The organism is Bradyrhizobium rifense (assembly GCF_008123425.1).
GTDB classification, from domain to species: domain Bacteria; phylum Pseudomonadota; class Alphaproteobacteria; order Rhizobiales; family Xanthobacteraceae; genus Bradyrhizobium; species Bradyrhizobium rifense.
The window spans coordinates 1-17,077 of record NZ_VSSS01000076.1; the positions used below are offsets into that span (position 1 = coordinate 1).

Consider the following 17,077-nt stretch of genomic DNA (forward strand, 5'->3'; position numbering starts at 1 on the left):
CTGCCAAAGTAGTGCTAGGCCGTGTACCCATGACCCCGGCGACATCATGTGACTGGTGACTACGTCTGCTTTGCTCCTATAGCGACCAGTTCGCGCGGCAGCGCGACACGCCGCGAAAGGCCAGAAGCGGTCATGGCATCTTACCCGACTATGCCAGTCACCAAGACGTAGGCACGGACAATGAGTCGCCGAGAGCCCTTAGCAGGTCCCTAAACGTCAGCCTCGGTCGAGGCTTTACTATCGGGACGCTCGTACGACTCGGGGGACTATCTTTCCGCTCTGTTACGGCTTCCTCGGTCATTTGGTTCTCAATTCTCAAAATCAGAAGCCAAACCCGACTTAGCTCTTTTGAATATAGTCAGAATCAAACCGACCTGTGTACAGGTCATCACGACGGCGTCATCCTTCATCGCAACGGTTCAGCTTCTGCAGTGCTAGTCGTCTCGTTCGAGGCCCGTTCGCAGAAAAAACAATCAGTAGAACTGACCAAACTTTCAACCGGCGGCGCCTCGAATTCTCCTTCGGACTTCTCTTCCCGCGTGCTCGCCCAGAGCGTGTACCGTTGTACACATATCGTCATTGGTAGTATTGTCCACTCGGCTTGGGGCGCGCAATGGCAACTAAACTCACTATGGGAGGGTTGGCATGTCCAGAAATTTGCGGGCCTATCTTTATGCCTCTGCAGCAGCGGGGCTGTGGTTGACTGCGTCTACGAGCTCGTTCGCCGCGCCATGCACCGGACCGGGCGCGCCGACCACCACACAGACGAAATGTCTGACGGCGATCCAGATCCCAGGAATCCCGCTGCAGTCGTTCGACATCAGCTGGGTCAATCCGAAGCGCGCCGAAATGTATTTCGCGGATCGCTCCAATGGCGGGGTCGAGGTCATCGATACCCGGAGCCTGAAGTGGAAGCGGCTGCTCCCCGGCTTCAAAGGGGCTGTCCACAATCCCAACGGCACCGTCAACAACAACATTTCGGGACCGGACGGCGTCGTGAGCCACGGCCGCTGGCTCTACGCCGGCGACGGCGACAGCACCCTCAAGGTGTTTGATCTCGATGGGGCTTCAACGGCTGTGGCCAGCATTCCGACCGGCGGAACCACGCGGGTGGACGAAATGGCCCTGACATCAAACGGCAAGTTGCTGCTCGCAGCCAATAACGCCGAGGATCCACCCTTCGCAACGCTGTTTGTGGCAAACGGGCACGCCGCCAAGAACAGCGTCAGCATAATCGCCCGGATCATTGTTGATCAGACGATCATCCCCCCGGGCTTCGGGTTGTCACTCGAGCAGCCAGCCTGGGACCCGGAGACGAAGCGCTTCTTCAACTCGATACCGATCATCGCCAACAATCCGTCCGGATGCAATTACGGGCAGCTTTCTGGACCGATCACCTGCCATGGTGGCGTCCTCGTGATCGATCCGAAAACCGTGACGGGGCCAACCACGCAACTCGGTTCATTCAATCCGGCAACCAACACCGGCGTCATCGCGCTCAATGGCTGTTCGCCGAACGGCGCGTCGGTTGGTCCGGACTCCAAAATCCTCCTCGGCTGCACGCCGCAGAACAATCCGAACGACGTGATCCAACTGGTGATCAACGCGGTCAGCAAGAAGCAGACCGCAATCGCTGACATCACCGGGTCCGACGAGGTATGGTTCAACTGGGGCGACGATCGCTACTACACGGGGTCAAGCCGGAACTGCAAGGTGTTCCCGCCCCCCGGCGGCAACTGCGCCGCCGCGAGCCAGCAGGCGGCCGTGCTCGGCGTGATCGATGCCAAATCCAACCAGCTGATCGAAACCATCCCGCAAAGCTCCAACTCGCATTCGGTGGCGGCCGATTCCAAGCGCAACCTGATCTTCATTCCGCAGGTTGCACCGGCTTCGGTCGTCATCGGCGGCGACACGACCACTGTTGGACAAGGCCTTTGCGGCCAGGCCACCAACGGATGCGTCGCGGTCTTCCGGCATAAGGTCGAGGGCAAGGATGACAACGACGACCGCGACGACGACGACCAAGATGCGATGGACTGAGAACTGACGCGACCAGACGATTCAGCCTATCGCAACCAGGGACCTCAGCGTCTCTGATATTTGTCGAATGCGCCACGTCGGGAGGCCGGGACCAAGCCCGGCCTCTTTCGATTTTCACAGCGCCTTGCCGCGGCCAAGATCGGCGACTGCGCCGCCACGCTGGCGGACCGCCAATCCGCACGCGGTCAGTCGGTGCGCCGAACGTGCTTTGCCGGATAGGTAGGCGGCGCAAACACAGTCGCCGGCACCGCCTGCGACGATGCCGCGCCCAACACGACCACCTCGAGCACATCGCCACGGGTCTCGACAATGTAGTTGTACCCATCGAGCACGCGCCCCACGACGCGGCGCAGCGGGCCCTCGAACGTCGCGGTCATCACGTTGCCGCTTCCCGCGGCGCTGCGATAGCGTAGCGCGAAGCGCTCACTCAGCGCCGCCAGGATCTCGGCAACGGTTGCATCGTGCGCCTCGACGCGCACGTTGCCTGCCTGTCCTTGCACGCGGACCTCGGCACGGAGGGAATTGGCAGGAAGTGCCGCGAAGATCACACTGGCGATCGCCAACGCAGCGAACTTGATGTTTCGCATCGGCCGGGTCCCCTCATCGAAAAACCTAGCACCGGCCGTACAAGTGTCAACGCGGGAAAGAATGGAGCCCTCAGCGCGGCGATGGACGCATCCTGAAGTGATGCGCGCCCCACTTCCGGGTTACAACCGCCGAGGTCGAGGAGGCGCTACTCAAGCCGCTTCAATCAAAGTCCGTGCGTGCATCATCCGCGGTGTACTCCAAGGCCGACGTGTTGCTCTCACGAAGCTATGGTGCCGTAGCGTTTCTTTGATCATGGCAATTGCTCCGACACAAAAAAACCCGCGACGGATTTCTCCGCGCGGGTGTTACGAATTTCGATGATGCCATTCTGCCAGTGTTTTGCCCGACGTGTCAAATCCCGATGACGCGGGGCGGTGCGCCGCCGGGATATCGGTGGGCTGTTTGCGTCAAACAACGTCCGGGAAGGGCTGCTTGGCAGCGACTCAAAATGGCGAACGCTTTCAATGTCTCCGCTACTGTGCATGGGGTTGTTTTCGACATAAATTCCCCTTCCCCGCAATTGAAGCCGATACCCAATGACCGCTCCTTTCGTCCCGCAGATCGCCCTCTACCGCAACTGGCTCGCCGAGCAGCGCGGCCTCACCTTCGCGAATTACGAGGAGATGCGGCAGTGGTCGGTGCGCGATCTCGACGGCTTCTGGCGCAGCATCTGGGACTATTACGATCTGCAATCGCCGACGCCGTTTACGGCCGTCATCACCGAGCGCAAGATGCCCGGCGCGGTGTGGTTTCCCGGCGCGCAGGTGAACTACGCGCGGCAGGTGTTCCGGCATGTCGACGCTGCACATGCCGCCGGCCTGCCCGCGATCGTCAGCGGCGGCGAGGACGGCAAGCTTCACGAGACCAGCTGGCCGGAGCTCAAGCGCAAGGCGGCCGCACTCGCGCTGGATCTGAAGGACAAGGGCATCAAGCCCGGTGATCGCATCGCGGCCTATCTGCCCAATATCGCCGAGACCATCATCGCGTTTCTCGCCAGCGCCAGCATCGGCGCGGTCTGGAGCGTCTGTGCGCCCGACATGGCCGCGCCCGCCGTGATCGACCGCTTCAAGCAGATCGAGCCAAAGGTGCTGATCGCCTGCGATGCCGTCACCTATGCCGGGCGCAGGCATGATCGCAAGGACGTCGTCGCCGAACTGCGGCGATCGCTGCCGAGCGTCGAGCACGTCATCCTGCACAGCGACGCAGGCGCGCCGGCCGCACCGGAGGCCCTGCTCTCCGATATCACCGCAAGGACGGGTGCTGCGATCGACGCGTTCGAGCCGATATGGCTGCCGTTCGATCATCCGCTCTGGATCGTCTATTCCAGCGGCACCACCGGCCTGCCCAAGCCGATCGTGCACGGCCATGGCGGCATCGTCATCGTGGTGCTGGCGCTGCTCGGCCTGCACAACGATCTCGGCTGCTCCTATCACGAGAACTCGTTCGGCGAGCGCTATCACTGGTACTCTTCGACCGGCTGGATCATGTGGAATTCGCAGGTCGGCGGCCTCCTGAGCGGCACCACCTGCTGCATCTTCGACGGCAGCCCGGGCGGCACCAAGGACAAGCCGGATTGGACCACGTCGTGGCGCTTCGTGGCGCAGTCGAAGTCGACTTTCTTCGGCGCGGGTGCGGCGTTCTTCGCCAATTGTGCCAAGGCCGAGATCGATCTGACGGCCGCCGGCGATCTGTCGCGGCTGCGCTGCCTCGGCTCGACCGGCTCGCCGCTCAGCGCCGACACGCAAGCCTGGTTCAACGAGCGCTTCGCTGGCTTGTCGAAAACCAACGGCAACAAGGCGCAGGCCGACATCTGGTGGGCGAACATCTCCGGCGGCACCGATTTCGCCGGCGCGTTCATCGGGGGCAATCGCGAATTGCCGCAGACGCCGGGCGCGATGCAGTGTCGCCTGCTGGGCGCTGCGGTCGAAGCCTTCAGCGAACAGGGCCGCGCCGTGATCGACGAGGTCGGCGAGCTCGTCTGCACCGAGCCGATGCCGTCGATGCCGCTCTATTTCTGGAACGACAAGGACAACGCGCGCTATCTCGCCAGCTATTTCGAGACCTATCCGGACAATTTCGACGGCAGCGGCCGCGGGCCGGTGTGGCGCCACGGTGACTGGCTCAAGGTCAATCCGGACGGCTCCTGCGTGATCTACGGCCGCAGCGATGCCACCATCAACCGGCACGGCCTGCGCATGGGCACGAGCGAGCTCTATTCCGCGATCGAGGCGCTGCCGGAGGTGCTCGATAGCCTCGTCGTCGACCTCGAATATCTCGGCCGCGACAGCTACATGCCGCTGTTCGTGGTGTTGCGCGATGGCGTCGCCTTCGACGGCGCGATGCAGGCGAAGATCAACAAGGCGATCGAGGCCGGCCTCTCCCGGAGATTCCTGCCGAACGAAATCTTTGCCGTCGCCGAGATTCCGCGCACGCTGTCGGGCAAGAAGCAGGAGTTGCCGATCAAGAAGCTGTTGCTCGGCCAGCCCGTGGAGAAGGTCATCAACAAGGAGGCGATGGCCAATCCCGCCTGCCTCGACTGGTATCTCGCCTTCGCGCGCGACTATCTGGCGCGCACGGCGGCCTGATGGAAGATCGCCCCAATTGCGCCGATCCCGTTTGGACTCCGTTCACCGATCGCCGCTAGATCAGGCAGGATCCTCTGCAACGAACGTACGCCATGGCCGACCTCAACGCCGTCCTCTCCAGGCTCAACGACCGCCTGCTCCGCCTCGAAGGCGAGCTGTTCGTGCTGCGCTCGCTGGCGCGCGCGACGCTGACGGCGGGTGACGACCACGCAGCGCGGATGCGCAAGCTGGTCGAGGCCGCCAAGATCGCGCTCGATGACGAGGCGAAACGCGAGCTCGACAAGCCGACGCGCAAATATGTCGATGCGGCAACCGCGCTGGTGGAGGAATTGCTGGAGGAGCCGACCCCGGCGCGGCCGCTGTTCACCGTGATCGACGGCGGCCGGCGCGACTGAGCACGCTTAGCGGAACCGCGTCGGACCGAGCTCGGGCGCATCCGCCGCCAGCCTGGCCAGTCCTGCCTCGATGATCGCGATCTCCTCTTCGATCTTGCCGATCGGCAGGCTGAAATCGTAGCTGCCTGACCTGCTCTTCAGATCGACCGCGAGCCGCTGCCTGTGCATCATCAGCTCGTCGAGGCCACGGCGGTTCTTCAGCCGCACATAGGCGTCCACGATCTGCTCAATGGCGTTCGGCATGAAATCGGTCCCGGCAAAAATGCCCGCGGCGCGCGCACCCGCGCCGTCGAGGCATTTTTGATGTCGCGGTACGCAATACAAATCCGCGACGGGTTCGTCGATACGACAGCGAGGTTGAGAACGTGTTACCGTTTGATGATTTCACGACACGCGGCATGAAAAAGCCGCTGGCAAGTAGGCCAGCGGCCAAAGCCGGGTTCGAAAACGGATTCGGAATCAAATGTCGCCAGCCCCGGTAGGACCAAATCCTAATGGCGGGGCAAATTCCGTCTGTTCGAAATCAAACACAGGAACCGTCGGATCGACGATTTGCCGCAGGCTGGTGCCCTGCGGCAACGCTAGTCAGCCACGCAAAAATACGTTCGCGGCAGCCTGCGATAGGCGCTGTAGCGGTAATACGGCCGATAGGCATAGCCGCGATAAAGCGCCGGCGGCTCCTCGCCGTAATAGGCGCCATGGTAGAAATTGTAGATCGTCCCTTCCGCGCAGCGATAGGCATCCCAGGTCGGGCCGATGACGGGAGCCACCCCGTTCTCGGGCGGAACCACCGGGTAAGGTCCGCCGGCATGGGCTGGAGCGGCCGCAATCAGGACAGCAAGAAGGACAAACCACGCGCACCGCATGTGCTCGCTCCGGGCAGGTCGCAATGCGCCCATGGAAGCACCGGAACGGGCGGCAACGCAATCGCCGCGTTCCTCGTTCCCTGCGCACCTTGCGCATTGTTGATAACCGCCGCAAACGCCGCGCGGGTGGTGACAGGACGGCCTGACGTGTTATCGGGGGATGACGCAGTTGCGAGACGGATCAGACACCCATGCGCATTACCCTCGTCGGCTCCCGCCATTTCGGCGTGACCACCCTGAACATGCTCCGCGAGCACGGCGTCGGGATCGTGCGGGTCGTGGTGGCCGACGCCGATGACCGCCTGGCCGCGACCGCACAGGCCGCCGGCATCGAGGTGGTGGTGCAGGTCAATCCGAAGCTGGTGGTGGCCTCCGAGATCGCCCCCGACACCGACCTGATCATCACCGCCCACAGCCACGCCCGGATCGGCAAGGACGCGCTGGCAGCGAGCAAGCTCGGCGGGATCGGCTATCACCCCTCGCTGCTGCCGCGCCATCGCGGCAAGGCTGCGGTGGAATGGACCATCAAGGAAGGCGATCCGATCGCCGGCGGCACGATCTATCACCTCGCTGATCGCATGGACGCCGGCGCCATCGCCGCCCAGGACTGGTGCTTCGTCAAGAAGGGCGAGACCGCCCGCGAACTCTGGGAGCGTGCGCTGGCCCCGCTCGGCCTCAAGCTGCTGGCCGACGTGATCGATTACGCCAAGGTCCACAAGGCCTTGCCGTCGAAAGCTCAGGACGAACAGTTCGCGACCTCGGCACCAAGTCTGTCGTGAGTCGCTGCTCGCGTTAACGATTAACGTGAAGCGGCATTGATTCTGCTTCGAAAATTGAAACCGGAAACGCAAATAAACCATTGTTTCCACAGGAACAATTTTCGACTTTGCATCGCACCAAATTTCCGTCACATTTCGTCTGAATAACGACAACATATCAGACATATTCAAGGACGGAATTCATGCGTTTTGACCGCATCGCGGCGTTCTGTGCCGCTTCAGTTATTACCGCCGCGCTCGCCGCCCCCGCCGTCGCGCAGACCCCCTATGACGGCAACTGGCAGGTCACCATCGTGACCAAGACCGGCACCTGCGAGCCGACCGCAAGCTCCATGCTGACGGTTGCCGACGGCAAGATCACCGCGCCCGGCGCTAACGTTTCCGGCACCATCGGCAGTGGGGGACTTGTGAAAGTTTCGATCAATGGTGCATATGCCAACGGTCAACTCAGCGGCAACGCCGGATCGGGGAAGTGGAATGGAGCATCTGCAGGCATACCGTGCAGCGGGCGGTGGGAAGCATCGCGCCAATAAGCTATTCGGGACTAACCTCCTCAACCGGCGGCTGCTCACGGCGGCCGCTGTTTTGTTTGTGACAGCCGTTGCCAGCTCGGAGAGCAAGGCTCAGTCCGGCCCCTTCGCGCCGCTGGCGGGAAGCTGGAGCGGCGCCGGCATCGTCACGCTGGACGACGGCTCGACCGAGCGGATCCGCTGCCGCGCCAAATACGCTCCGGTCGGCCCGACCATGGAGATGTCGCTGACCTGCGCCAGCGACGCCTACAAGTTCAACCTCGGCGCCAACGTGAAGGCCGAGGGCGGCGCCATCGTCGGCAACTGGAGTGAGACTAGCCGCAATATCAGCGGCTCGCTGCAGGGCAAGGGTAGCGGCGGAAGCTACGAGCTGGTCGCCTCGACCGCCGGCTTCAACGCCAACATCTCGCTGCGGACGTCCGGCAACAAGCAGAGCGTCAGGATGCGCGCGGACAGCCAGTTCCGCGGCGCTGACATCTCGCTGTCGAAGTAAAACATAGCAATGACACGACAATCGATCCGGCGCCCGCGCCGGATCGATTTTTTTATGCGCCCGGCACGAACGCCGTGACCTCGATCTCGACCTTGGCGCGATCGTCGACGAGGCCACCGATATAGAGCAGCGTGGAAGGCGGGAAATTGCGCCCGAGCGTCTCCTTCCAGGCCGCACCGATGCCGGCGCCTGCGGCCTGATATTCGCTGCGGCTGGTCAGATACCAGGTCAGGCGCACGATGTGCTCGGGGCCGGCGCCGGCCTCCGCGAGAAGCTTGATGATCCGCTTCAGCGCGGTCGCGACCTGGGCGGCCATATCAGGCTCGTAATTGCCGGCCTCGTCGCCGCCGGTCTGCCCGGCCAGCACGACCCATTGGCCCGGCCCCTCCGCCACCACGCCATGTGAGAAGCCGCGCGGTTTCTTCCATTCGGCTGGCTGCAGGATACGCATGAGCGGAGATCTCCCGATTTTCTTGTTGATCGCCGAAGCCTTAGCACGCCGTCCCGCAACGCTGCACCCGCAGATTTGGCCGTTGCAAACCGCGGTGATGTCGCCGATACCGGCCCTCCCCTCAGGATCAACTCTCCCGCACCCTGCCCGATGAGCACGACACCGTCCAAAACGATGGCTGCATTCTGGATGGCCGGCTGGCTGTCGCTGACACTGGTCATGGCGGTCGCGGGGCGCGAAGCCGTACGCGAGATGAACGTCTTCCAGGTGATGCTGGTACGATCGCTGCTCGGCCTCTGCATGCTCTATCCGATGATCCGGCGCGCCGGCGGCTACGGAACGCTTAGGACTGCGCGCCTGCCCCAGCACGTCGCCCGCAACCTGATCCACTACGTCTCGCAACTCGGCTGGTTCTTTGCGCTGACGTTGATTCCGATCGGCCAGGTGGTGGCGATCGAGTTCACGATGCCGATCTGGACCGCGATCCTCGCCGCCAGCTTCCTGTCCGAGCGCATGACATCATGGAAGATCGCCGCGATCGTGCTCGGCCTCGTCGGCGTGATCGTCATCGTGCGGCCCGCGACCGGCGAGATCAATCAGGGCCAATTGATCGCACTCGGCGCCGCCATCGGCTTCGGCGTATCCATGGCACTGGTCAAGTCACTCACGCGGACCGAGAGCGCGCTGGCCATCCTGTTCTGGATGCTGGTCGTGCAGTCGGTCGCGGGCTTCCTGCCGGCGCTCTACGTCTGGGCCTGGCCACCCACCTATGTCTGGGGTTGGGTGGCCGTCATCTCGGTCTGCGGCACTTTCGCGCATTACTGCCTCGCCAGTGCGATGCACTACGCGGACGCGACCGTGGTGGTTCCCATGGACTTCTTGCGGGTCCCACTGACCGCCACGGCGGGCTGGCTGCTCTATTCCGAGCGGCTCGACGCCTGGACCGTGCTCGGCGCGGCCCTGATCCTGTTCGGCAACCTCCTTAATCTAAAGCCGGCCGCGGCGGTTCCCGCCCGCGTGCAGTGAACCGGCACACGGCCTGAGGCGACAAATCAGAGTGGTCGAGCGTGATTTGGATCACGTTGGAGAGCACTTCCATCGTGCACACTCGGTCGCAGAGCAACGGGTTGGGTGAGTTGGGTGTACTGTCGTTTTTGCTAGCGCGAAGCCGGGCGCTTTCGTGTAAATTCGACACCAATTTGTTGCTGCCTGTCATTCGATTCTGTTGGGGATTTCAGATGCGCACTCTCACCATCATCGTTTCGCTGATGTGCATGGCGCTGTCGGTCAGCGTCGCCAAGGCCGATCGCCGCGTCGCCTTCGTCGTCGGCAACGGCGCCTACAAGAACGTCGCGCAATTGCCGAACCCGCCGATCGACGCCAAGGCGATGGCATCGACGCTACGCAATGTCGGTTTCGAAGTGATCGAGGGATCCAACCTCACGCGTGACCAGATGACCGAGAAGCTGCTCGACTTCGGCCGCAAGGCGCAGGGCTCCGACGTCGCGGTGTTCTATTATGCCGGTCACGGCATCGCCGTCGGCGGCAGCAACTATCTCCTGCCCGTCGATGCCGACATCAAGTCGGAGATGGACGTCAAGCTCGGGGCCGCTATCAACATCGACCTGACGCTCGACCAGACCATGGGCGATGCAAAGGTCAAGCTGGTCTTCCTCGACGCCTGCCGCGACAATCCCTTCGCCGCCAAGATCAAATCGAACTCGGCGACCCGAAGCGTCAACGTACAGAGCGGCCTCGCCGAAATGAAGTCCGGCGAAGGCACGCTGATCGCGTTCGCGACCGGCCCGGGCCAGACCGCGCTCGATGGCCAGGAGGGCAACAACAGCCCGTTCACCCGCGCGCTGATCGACAACATCACCAAGCCCGGTGTCGAGATCCAGCAGGCGATGACGTCGGTGCGCGCCCAGGTCAATGAAGAGACCCACAAGGGCCAGCTTCCCTGGGGTCACACTAACCTGATCGGCGCCGTCTATCTCAACCCGGCGCAGCAGACCCAGCAGGTCGCCAACGCAGCTCCGACCGCATCGAGCACCACACCGGCGGCTGCGGCCAGCGGCAGCTCCGACGGCGTCGAGCTCGAATACTGGCGCTCCGTGAAGGAAACCAACAAGCCGGAAGAGCTCAACGCCTACCTCTCCGCCTATCCGAACGGCCAGTTCAAGGCGCTGGCGCTGGCGCGGCTCGCCGCGATCCAGAACGGTCCGTCGACCACGACCCGCAACCTCAATGCCGGCGTCGATCCCGCGACCTTCACCGACGACGCCAGCCAGCTCACCGAGGACCAGATCGGCCTCGACAAGGGTCAGCGCCGCGACGTGCAGCGCCGCCTCAACGGCCTCGGCTTCGACACCAAGGTGACCGGCGCGTTCAACGACGAGACCCGGACCGTGCTCAAGCGCTGGCAGGCGGCCCGTGGTTATCCGTCGACGGGCTTCCTCAACAAACTCCAGCACAAGGCCCTGCTCGCAGAGATCGTCGCCTCGACCACGACCGCAAGCGATGACAGCGCGAAGCCGGCCCGGCGCGCTGCCCCCGCGAGCAGCGGCGGCGGTGGCGGTGGTGGCCACCGCGGCGGCGATGCCGGCGCGGCCTTCATGGGCGGCGTCGTCGGCGGTATGATGGGCGGCATGTTCCGACGCTGAGACGAGACCAGATCGCAAACACAAAAGCCCGGCTCGCGCCGGGCTTGTTCGTTGCTAATAGTTTTGGGTGAACCAGGGCACAAGCGTCCGGATGCGCGGCATGGCCTGGGTCGTAATGCTCGACCGAGCCATCTCTGCGATGCGCGGCGCCAGAGACGAGAGATCTCCACGGCGGGTCACCAGAAGCAGCTCTCGAAAAAATCCAGGGCCCGGCAGAGGGAGAGCGCTGACCTGAGCAGCGTGAGCGAGCCCCTGCAACAAGCACAGCGGAGTCGTGATCGCCACACCCATCCCGGTAGCGACCATGGCGACCAGGCTGTCCGAGGTGTCAAACTCAAAGGCCCGCGGCGGGCGAATACCCATGCGGCTCAGATGACGCTCGACCTGAGCCCCCGCATAGGAACGCTCGCTGTACCGGACCAGGCGATGTCGAGCGAGGATCTCCCGCAGATCAAGGCCGGCAAATTCGGCCTCCATGCCGCGCGGCACTACCAGCAGATTTGGCTCGCGATAGAATGGGAAGCGCTCGACATCATACAGGTCATCCATCGCATCGCATGTGATCGCGGCGTCGATCTTGCGATTCATCAGCGCCTCAGCATGCGAGTGAGCGAGGCCCGACCATGCGGACAGACTCAGTGCGATCTCGCCCGTCATGAGCTCTTTAACGAGGTGCGCGCCGACCGTGGCAGCATAGGAGTCGACGAGGCCGAGCCTCAGATCAACCCGTTCGGACTGTTCCGCCGCGACCCGGAGCGCGCTGAGAAGCGCATCAAAGTCGCGGTTCAGATCGAGAACGCGGCTTGCGAGGATGCGCCCCGCCCGGGTCGGCGTGAGCGGCCTGCGCGTGCGATTAAAAAATGCGACGCCGACCGAGGCTTCGGCACGCCGCACCGCCTGCGATACCGCGGATTGCGTCATCCCGAATTGGCGGGACGCTTCGAGCATGCTGCCGGAGTCCGCAACCGCAGCGACAATCTGCAAGCTGCGCAGGTCTGGAATGGGTGACGCCATGTCCCAACTTAAGCAAAAGTCATGTGAGTATGCAAATCCCCTTAATTATAAGAATTATCCTTGTCGATGAGCTGATCAAGAGGGCAAGCTCCGCATCGTCCTAATAATTGAGCAGCTTCAACTTATGCACGAGCGAGCGGACATTCTGGTGATTGGCCTCGGTGCGATGGGCAGCGCGACGCTCTATCAACTGGCCAAGCGAGGGCTCAAGGCGGTCGGCCTCGATCGTTTTGCCCCTCCCCACATGATGGGATCCAGCCACGGCGAAACCCGCATTACCCGGCAGGCCGTCGGTGAAGGCCGCGATTACGTACCTCTCGTGCTGGATTCGCACCGGATCTGGCGCGAGCTCGAAGCCGAGACATCCGACCAGCTCCTAAACCCGTGTGGCCTCGTCGTGATGGCACCCGGTATTGGCGAGACGTCGCACCACGGCAAGCCGGATTTCGTCGCACGTTCGATCGCGGCGGCCCGTGACTTCGGTATCGCGCATGAGGTGATTGACGGGCAAGAGGTGGCTCATCGCTTCCCGCAGTTCTTGAACCTCGAGGGTAACGAGAAGGCCTATTACGAGCCCGGCGGAGGATACGTTTTTCCGGAGCGCTGCATCAAGGCGCAATTGACGCGCGCGGAGCAGATCGGAGCGGTGATCCGCACGGGGGTCGAAGTTCTCTCGCTCGCACAGACTGGCTCCGTGGTTCGGGCGGAAACGTCCTCAGGCACATTCGAGGCGGCCCAGGTGGTCGTGACGGCCGGCGCCTGGAATGCCCACCTGCTCGGCGCACCCTTCGATCGTCTGCTCACGGTGAAGCGTCAGGTGCTCCATTGGTACGAACTCGAGGATACCAGCGCGTATCGCGCCAACGCCCCTGTGTTCATCTGGATGCATGGCGCGACGGATGTCGACTATCTCTACGGCTTCCCGCCCCTGCCCGGCGATCGTCGCCTCAAGGTCGCGACCGAGCAGTATGAGACCAGTACGACAGCCGACACCATCGATCGCACCGTCGATCCGACCGAGTCCGCCAAGATGTACAGCAAGCACGTCAAAGGGCGGCTCGCCGGCGCTACGCCCCGTGTCGCGCATGCGGCCGCTTGTCTCTACACGGTGACACCCGATCGGGGCTTCATCATCGACCGGCATCCCGAGCAAGACAGGGTCCATGTTGTCTCCGCGTGCTCGGGGCATGGCTTCAAGCACTCAGCAGGCATCGGAAATCTCGTGGCCGGGATGGTGACCGACGGCCGAAGCTCGATCGACGCTACTCCCTTCTCCGTGTCCCGATTTTCGTGACGCATGGCACAAACTTTGTAACGCGAAAAACTACGTGCGACGCGTATCTTGATTGCAATCCCGGAGGTGTCAGCCGATGAGAAATTTGGTCCGTTCCATAGTGACAGGCGCGGCGGCGCTGCTGATGTTTGGCAGCGCGCAGGCTGCTGATGGCGTCGATGCCATCAAGCAGCGCGGCACGCTGAACGTCGGCGTCAAGGCCGACTACAAGCCGTTCGGATACCGCGATCCCGCGGGGACTATCGTCGGCATCGAACCTGATCTTGCCGCAGACATTGCCAAGCGTCTCGGCGTCAAACTCGAGCTCGTCCCTGTCGCGGCCTCGAACAGAATTGAGTTTCTTCAGCAGGGAAAGATTGATCTGCTGATTGCAACCATGTCCGACAGGCCGGAACGCCGCCGTGTCGTTCAAGCCATCGAGCCGCTTTATTACTCGGACTACGTGAACATACTTCTCAACAAGAAAGCCGGCATCAAGGACTGGGCCGACCTCAAGGGAAAACCCGTGTGTGCAACGTCGGGGGCCTGGTACAACAAGGATATCGCCAAATCCTACGGCCCCGAAATTGTTGCGTTCGACGGCTCGGAGAAGCCTCTGTTCGCCATGAAGCAGGGCAACTGCATCGGCTATGTCTACGATCAGACCTTTCTGCAAGGCAAACTGATCGAGGACGAGTGGAAGGCGGATTACGATCTGCCCCTGAAGGGTGTGCTGCCTTCGCCATGGATGATCGCCGTCGCGCTCGAGAACACCAGTCTTCAGAAGCTGCTCGAAGACACGACGAAGGACTGGATGAAGACCGGCTTCATCGTGGACGCGGAAAAGAAATGGGGCATTACTCCGACCGAGTATTCGGTTTCCATGCATGAGCAATACAAGGACAAATAGGCGGGTGAAGCGGAGCGCCGGATCAGTCTGGCGCTCCGAACAGGTCGAGCCCATGCACTGATACGAGGCATCGCCTCAACAGCTCGGTGTCGCGCAACATGCAAGCAATTGGCAACTGGTTTCAGCGGCTCTATGAGACCACGGGGCTGAATTTTACGGTCTTCTACGACGCCTACGACTGGGACCGCTATTTCGCCGGGCTCAAGATGACGCTGCTTTTGAGCGTCACGACCATTCTGCTGAGCCTCATCATCGGCGCTCTCGGCGCCCTGATCCAGGGCAGTCCGTCCCGGCTGTTGCGGCTCTGTGTCAATGCGTTCGTCGTGGTGTTCCGCAACACGCCGCCGCTGGTCCAGCTTTTCTTCTTCTATTTCGGCCTCGGCACCATGCTTCCGGCCGTCGAGACGGCGGGCATGCGCGTTCCGCTGCTGAACAACGTCCAGTGGGCGATCATTTCGCTGTCACTGTTTGCGGCCGCTTTCAATGTCGAAATCTTCCGCTCCGGCATCGAAGCGGTGCCGAGAACGACATTGGAAGCTGCGGAGGCGCTCGGATACACGCGCTTCAAGGCGTACATTCATATCGTCTTCCCACTGGCCATTCGCGTCTGCCTACCAGCGCTGAACAACAACCTCGTCAACCTGCTCAAGACGACCACACTGGCCTACGCGATCGCCGTTCCCGAAACACTGTACGCGGTCAAGCAGATCTGGTCGGAATCGCAGAACGTGTTCGAGATGATGATGGTCCTGCTTGCGACCTACGGCATCCTTGTCGGCATTCTCGTCTGGCTGATGCATCGCTGGGAGCGGGCGATGCGCATTCCCGGATATGCGCGATGAGCAACGCCGAGCCCGGGCACAGGCTTGCCGTCCTTCTGCCATACCGTCTCGCGCCGACCCGGATCTCCGTTCGGATCAGCCCGCTGTCCGCCGCGATCCTCTGTTTCTGCGCCATTCTGGCTGCATCCACTGCGTGGGCCGAGAGCGGACCGACGATGCTGTCGCCGCTGCAGGTCATCCTGAAATGGTCGCCACTCCTGTTGCGGGGATTCGCCTTCAACATCCTGATCTCGCTGCTGGCCATGCTGCTGGGGACCGTCGCCGGGCTCGGCCTGGGCCTGGCTTTGTTGTCGGAGTTCCGGCCACTCGCCGCTATCAGCTGGCTCATCACGCAATTCTTCCGCAACGCGCCCTGGCTGGTGCTGTTGTTCTTCGTGATGTTTCTGGTGCCTTTCCAGGTCATCATGTTCAAGACGACCATCCCCTTGCCGGACTGGATCAAGGCCACAGTCGGCTTCGCCTTGCCCGTCATGGCAAACGTCGCCGAGGTCGTGCGTGGCGCCGTTCGGTCCATTCCGTCGACGCAATGGGAGGCTGCGGAATCACTCTCATTCACGCGACGCCAGACCATGTGGCTGATCATGCTGCCGCAATGTATCAAGCGAATGTTGCCGCCCTGGATGAATGTCTATGCGCTCGTCGCAATGTCGACGGTCCTCGCATCGATCGTCGGTGTTTCGGAGATGCTGACGCTGACGGCGCAGGTGCACGCTGCCGAGGGCGGCAGACCGGAACTGTTCGCGCCGCTCTACGGTTTCGCGCTGCTGTGCTTCTTTCTCTACTGTTATCCGATCAACCTCTGGACCGCTCGTCTCGAGCGTCGGTTCCGCGTGCGCTGAGGGACAAGAGCATGGCCACGAGCTGGACTCCGGATCAGCCCATCGTTCAATGCGTCGAGGTCAGAAAATCCTTTGGCGCTCTCGAGGTTCTGAAAGGAATCAGCCTCTCGGTCCGGAAGGGCGAGGTGATCTGCATCATCGGCCCGTCGGGATCGGGGAAATCCACACTGATCCGATGCATTAATGCACTTCAGCCGATCTCGTCCGGCAGCATTCAAATCGAAGGCATCGAGGTCACCGATCCCAGGCTCGACAAGCTAGCGCTTCGCCGCAAGGTCGGGATGGTATTTCAGCAGTACAATCTCTTCCCGCACAAGACTGCGCTGCAGAACGTGATGATGGCGCCCATCCATGTTCTCCGCCAGGATCGGGCCGAAGTCGAAATGCGCGCCCGGGCGCTGCTCGCCAAGGTGCGGCTCGCTGGGAAGGAGGACAGCTATCCCGGCGAACTCTCCGGCGGACAACAGCAGCGCGTGGCGATTGCCCGCTCACTGGCGATGCGACCGGACATCATGCTGTTCGACGAAGTGACCGCCGCACTCGATCCGGAAACGGTCAAGGAGGTCCTGGTCACCATCCGGGAGCTGGCCGAGGACGGGATGACCTGCATCCTCGTCACCCACGAAATGAACTTCGCTCGCGAAGTCGCCGACCACGTCTACTTCACCGATCGCGGCGTGATCGTCGAGCACGGCCCTCCGGAGACATTGTTCACGGCGGCCAAGGACGAGCGCACCCAGCGGTTCCTGTCGCAGGTCCTCTGAATTCGCAGGTGAGCCGGTTTTTGGACGCCCCGATCTGGCGCTGGC

At 62.4% G+C, this 17,077-nt stretch carries 18 protein-coding genes; 13 read left to right on the plus strand and 5 right to left on the minus strand.

The genetic code is table 11. The annotated features are described in order from the left end of the window. Positions 1–996 precede the first annotated feature (996 nt). Entirely contained in the window at positions 997–2,040 is a 1,044-nt protein-coding gene (locus FXB40_RS40565; RefSeq protein ID WP_148777876.1) for a lactonase family protein, read from the plus strand. A gap of 185 nt (positions 2,041–2,225) precedes the next feature. Here FXB40_RS40565 and FXB40_RS40570 read toward each other — a convergent pair whose 3' ends face one another. Then, the gene (locus FXB40_RS40570; protein WP_148777877.1) at positions 2,226–2,627 is read right to left on the minus strand and encodes a hypothetical protein; all 402 of its coding nucleotides are present in this window, start codon (positions 2,625–2,627) and stop codon (positions 2,226–2,228) included. Positions 2,628–3,164: 537 nt separating this feature from the next. Here FXB40_RS40570 and FXB40_RS40575 point away from each other — a divergent pair. Then, positions 3,165–5,213 (plus strand): acetoacetate--CoA ligase, encoded by a 2,049-nt coding sequence (locus tag FXB40_RS40575; protein WP_148777878.1) that lies wholly within the window; start codon positions 3,165–3,167, stop codon positions 5,211–5,213. 92 nt (positions 5,214–5,305) lie between these two features. Beyond that, entirely contained in the window at positions 5,306–5,608 is a 303-nt protein-coding gene (locus FXB40_RS40580) for a hypothetical protein (protein ID WP_148777879.1), read from the plus strand. 6 nt (positions 5,609–5,614) lie between these two features. On the opposite strand, the gene FXB40_RS40585 is transcribed toward FXB40_RS40580, so the two are convergent. Together FXB40_RS40585 and FXB40_RS40590 are read right to left on the minus strand one after the other, a co-directional pair. Continuing rightward, positions 5,615–5,851 (minus strand): hypothetical protein, encoded by a 237-nt coding sequence (locus FXB40_RS40585; protein ID WP_148777880.1) that lies wholly within the window; start codon positions 5,849–5,851, stop codon positions 5,615–5,617. 338 nt (positions 5,852–6,189) lie between these two features. Next, on the minus strand, positions 6,190–6,474 hold the full coding sequence (locus FXB40_RS40590; RefSeq protein ID WP_148777881.1) for a hypothetical protein: 285 nt from the start codon (positions 6,472–6,474) through the stop codon (positions 6,190–6,192). Positions 6,475–6,665: 191 nt separating this feature from the next. Here FXB40_RS40590 and FXB40_RS40595 point away from each other — a divergent pair, with 191 nt between their 5' ends. From FXB40_RS40595 to FXB40_RS40605, 3 genes are all read left to right on the plus strand, one after another. Next, positions 6,666–7,253 (plus strand): formyltransferase family protein, encoded by a 588-nt coding sequence (locus FXB40_RS40595; RefSeq protein ID WP_148777882.1) that lies wholly within the window; start codon positions 6,666–6,668, stop codon positions 7,251–7,253. 182 nt (positions 7,254–7,435) lie between these two features. Then, positions 7,436–7,786: a hypothetical protein gene (locus FXB40_RS40600; protein ID WP_148777883.1), complete on the plus strand. Its 351-nt coding sequence runs from the start codon at positions 7,436–7,438 to the stop codon at positions 7,784–7,786. Next, positions 7,731–8,276: a hypothetical protein gene (locus FXB40_RS40605; protein WP_187437483.1), complete on the plus strand. Its 546-nt coding sequence runs from the start codon at positions 7,731–7,733 to the stop codon at positions 8,274–8,276. The genes FXB40_RS40600 and FXB40_RS40605 overlap by 56 nt, the downstream gene beginning before the upstream one ends. A 52-nt stretch (positions 8,277–8,328) precedes the next feature. Here FXB40_RS40605 and FXB40_RS40610 read toward each other — a convergent pair whose 3' ends face one another. Continuing rightward, complete coding sequence (locus FXB40_RS40610) at positions 8,329–8,727, minus strand: RidA family protein (RefSeq protein WP_148777885.1); 399 nt, start codon at positions 8,725–8,727, stop codon at positions 8,329–8,331. Positions 8,728–8,877: 150 nt separating this feature from the next. Here FXB40_RS40610 and FXB40_RS40615 point away from each other — a divergent pair, with 150 nt between their 5' ends. Further along, a complete protein-coding gene (locus FXB40_RS40615) occupies positions 8,878–9,753 on the plus strand; it encodes a DMT family transporter (protein ID WP_148777886.1) in 876 nt (291 codons plus the stop codon). Positions 9,754–9,965: 212 nt separating this feature from the next. Beyond that, positions 9,966–11,390, plus strand: a complete 1,425-nt coding sequence (locus FXB40_RS40620) for a caspase family protein (RefSeq protein WP_148777887.1) — start codon at positions 9,966–9,968, stop codon at positions 11,388–11,390. A gap of 54 nt (positions 11,391–11,444) precedes the next feature. Here FXB40_RS40620 and FXB40_RS40625 read toward each other — a convergent pair whose 3' ends face one another. Beyond that, positions 11,445–12,404 carry a LysR family transcriptional regulator gene (locus tag FXB40_RS40625; protein WP_148777888.1) on the minus strand — a complete coding sequence of 320 codons (960 nt, stop codon included), beginning with the start codon at positions 12,402–12,404 and terminating at the stop codon, positions 11,445–11,447. Positions 12,405–12,528: 124 nt separating this feature from the next. Between FXB40_RS40625 and solA the strand changes: the two genes are divergently transcribed. The 5 genes from solA (at position 12,529) to FXB40_RS40650 (ending at position 17,032) form a co-directional block, all read left to right on the plus strand. Continuing rightward, positions 12,529–13,698, plus strand: a complete 1,170-nt coding sequence (gene solA / locus FXB40_RS40630; RefSeq protein ID WP_148777889.1) for an N-methyl-L-tryptophan oxidase — start codon at positions 12,529–12,531, stop codon at positions 13,696–13,698. Positions 13,699–13,774: 76 nt separating this feature from the next. Then, a complete protein-coding gene (locus FXB40_RS40635) occupies positions 13,775–14,587 on the plus strand; it encodes a transporter substrate-binding domain-containing protein (protein ID WP_148777890.1) in 813 nt (270 codons plus the stop codon). 98 nt (positions 14,588–14,685) lie between these two features. Then, positions 14,686–15,429, plus strand: coding sequence for an amino acid ABC transporter permease (locus FXB40_RS40640; RefSeq protein WP_148777891.1), 744 nt, complete (start codon positions 14,686–14,688; stop codon positions 15,427–15,429). Beyond that, the gene (locus FXB40_RS40645) at positions 15,426–16,268 is read left to right on the plus strand and encodes an amino acid ABC transporter permease (protein WP_148777892.1); all 843 of its coding nucleotides are present in this window, start codon (positions 15,426–15,428) and stop codon (positions 16,266–16,268) included. The genes FXB40_RS40640 and FXB40_RS40645 overlap by 4 nt, the downstream gene beginning before the upstream one ends. An 11-nt stretch (positions 16,269–16,279) precedes the next feature. After that, positions 16,280–17,032: an amino acid ABC transporter ATP-binding protein gene (locus FXB40_RS40650; RefSeq protein WP_148777893.1), complete on the plus strand. Its 753-nt coding sequence runs from the start codon at positions 16,280–16,282 to the stop codon at positions 17,030–17,032. Positions 17,033–17,077 lie beyond the last annotated feature (45 nt).

Coding starts and splice junctions, on each gene's coding strand:
- FXB40_RS40570 (WP_148777877.1), bottom strand. CDS start 2,627: ATGCGAAACATCAAGTTCGCTGCGTTGGCGATCGCCAGTGTGATCTTC.
- FXB40_RS40575 (WP_148777878.1), top strand. CDS start 3,165: ATGACCGCTCCTTTCGTCCCGCAGATCGCCCTCTACCGCAACTGGCTC.
- FXB40_RS40580 (WP_148777879.1), top strand. CDS start 5,306: ATGGCCGACCTCAACGCCGTCCTCTCCAGGCTCAACGACCGCCTGCTC.
- FXB40_RS40585 (WP_148777880.1), bottom strand. CDS start 5,851: ATGCCGAACGCCATTGAGCAGATCGTGGACGCCTATGTGCGGCTGAAG.
- FXB40_RS40590 (WP_148777881.1), bottom strand. CDS start 6,474: ATGCGGTGCGCGTGGTTTGTCCTTCTTGCTGTCCTGATTGCGGCCGCT.
- FXB40_RS40595 (WP_148777882.1), top strand. CDS start 6,666: ATGCGCATTACCCTCGTCGGCTCCCGCCATTTCGGCGTGACCACCCTG.
- FXB40_RS40600 (WP_148777883.1), top strand. CDS start 7,436: ATGCGTTTTGACCGCATCGCGGCGTTCTGTGCCGCTTCAGTTATTACC.
- FXB40_RS40605 (WP_187437483.1), top strand. CDS start 7,731: ATGGAGCATCTGCAGGCATACCGTGCAGCGGGCGGTGGGAAGCATCGC.
- FXB40_RS40610 (WP_148777885.1), bottom strand. CDS start 8,727: ATGCGTATCCTGCAGCCAGCCGAATGGAAGAAACCGCGCGGCTTCTCA.
- FXB40_RS40615 (WP_148777886.1), top strand. CDS start 8,878: ATGAGCACGACACCGTCCAAAACGATGGCTGCATTCTGGATGGCCGGC.
- FXB40_RS40620 (WP_148777887.1), top strand. CDS start 9,966: ATGCGCACTCTCACCATCATCGTTTCGCTGATGTGCATGGCGCTGTCG.
- FXB40_RS40625 (WP_148777888.1), bottom strand. CDS start 12,404: ATGGCGTCACCCATTCCAGACCTGCGCAGCTTGCAGATTGTCGCTGCG.
- solA (WP_148777889.1), top strand. CDS start 12,529: ATGCACGAGCGAGCGGACATTCTGGTGATTGGCCTCGGTGCGATGGGC.
- FXB40_RS40635 (WP_148777890.1), top strand. CDS start 13,775: ATGAGAAATTTGGTCCGTTCCATAGTGACAGGCGCGGCGGCGCTGCTG.
- FXB40_RS40640 (WP_148777891.1), top strand. CDS start 14,686: ATGCAAGCAATTGGCAACTGGTTTCAGCGGCTCTATGAGACCACGGGG.
- FXB40_RS40645 (WP_148777892.1), top strand. CDS start 15,426: ATGAGCAACGCCGAGCCCGGGCACAGGCTTGCCGTCCTTCTGCCATAC.
- FXB40_RS40650 (WP_148777893.1), top strand. CDS start 16,280: ATGGCCACGAGCTGGACTCCGGATCAGCCCATCGTTCAATGCGTCGAG.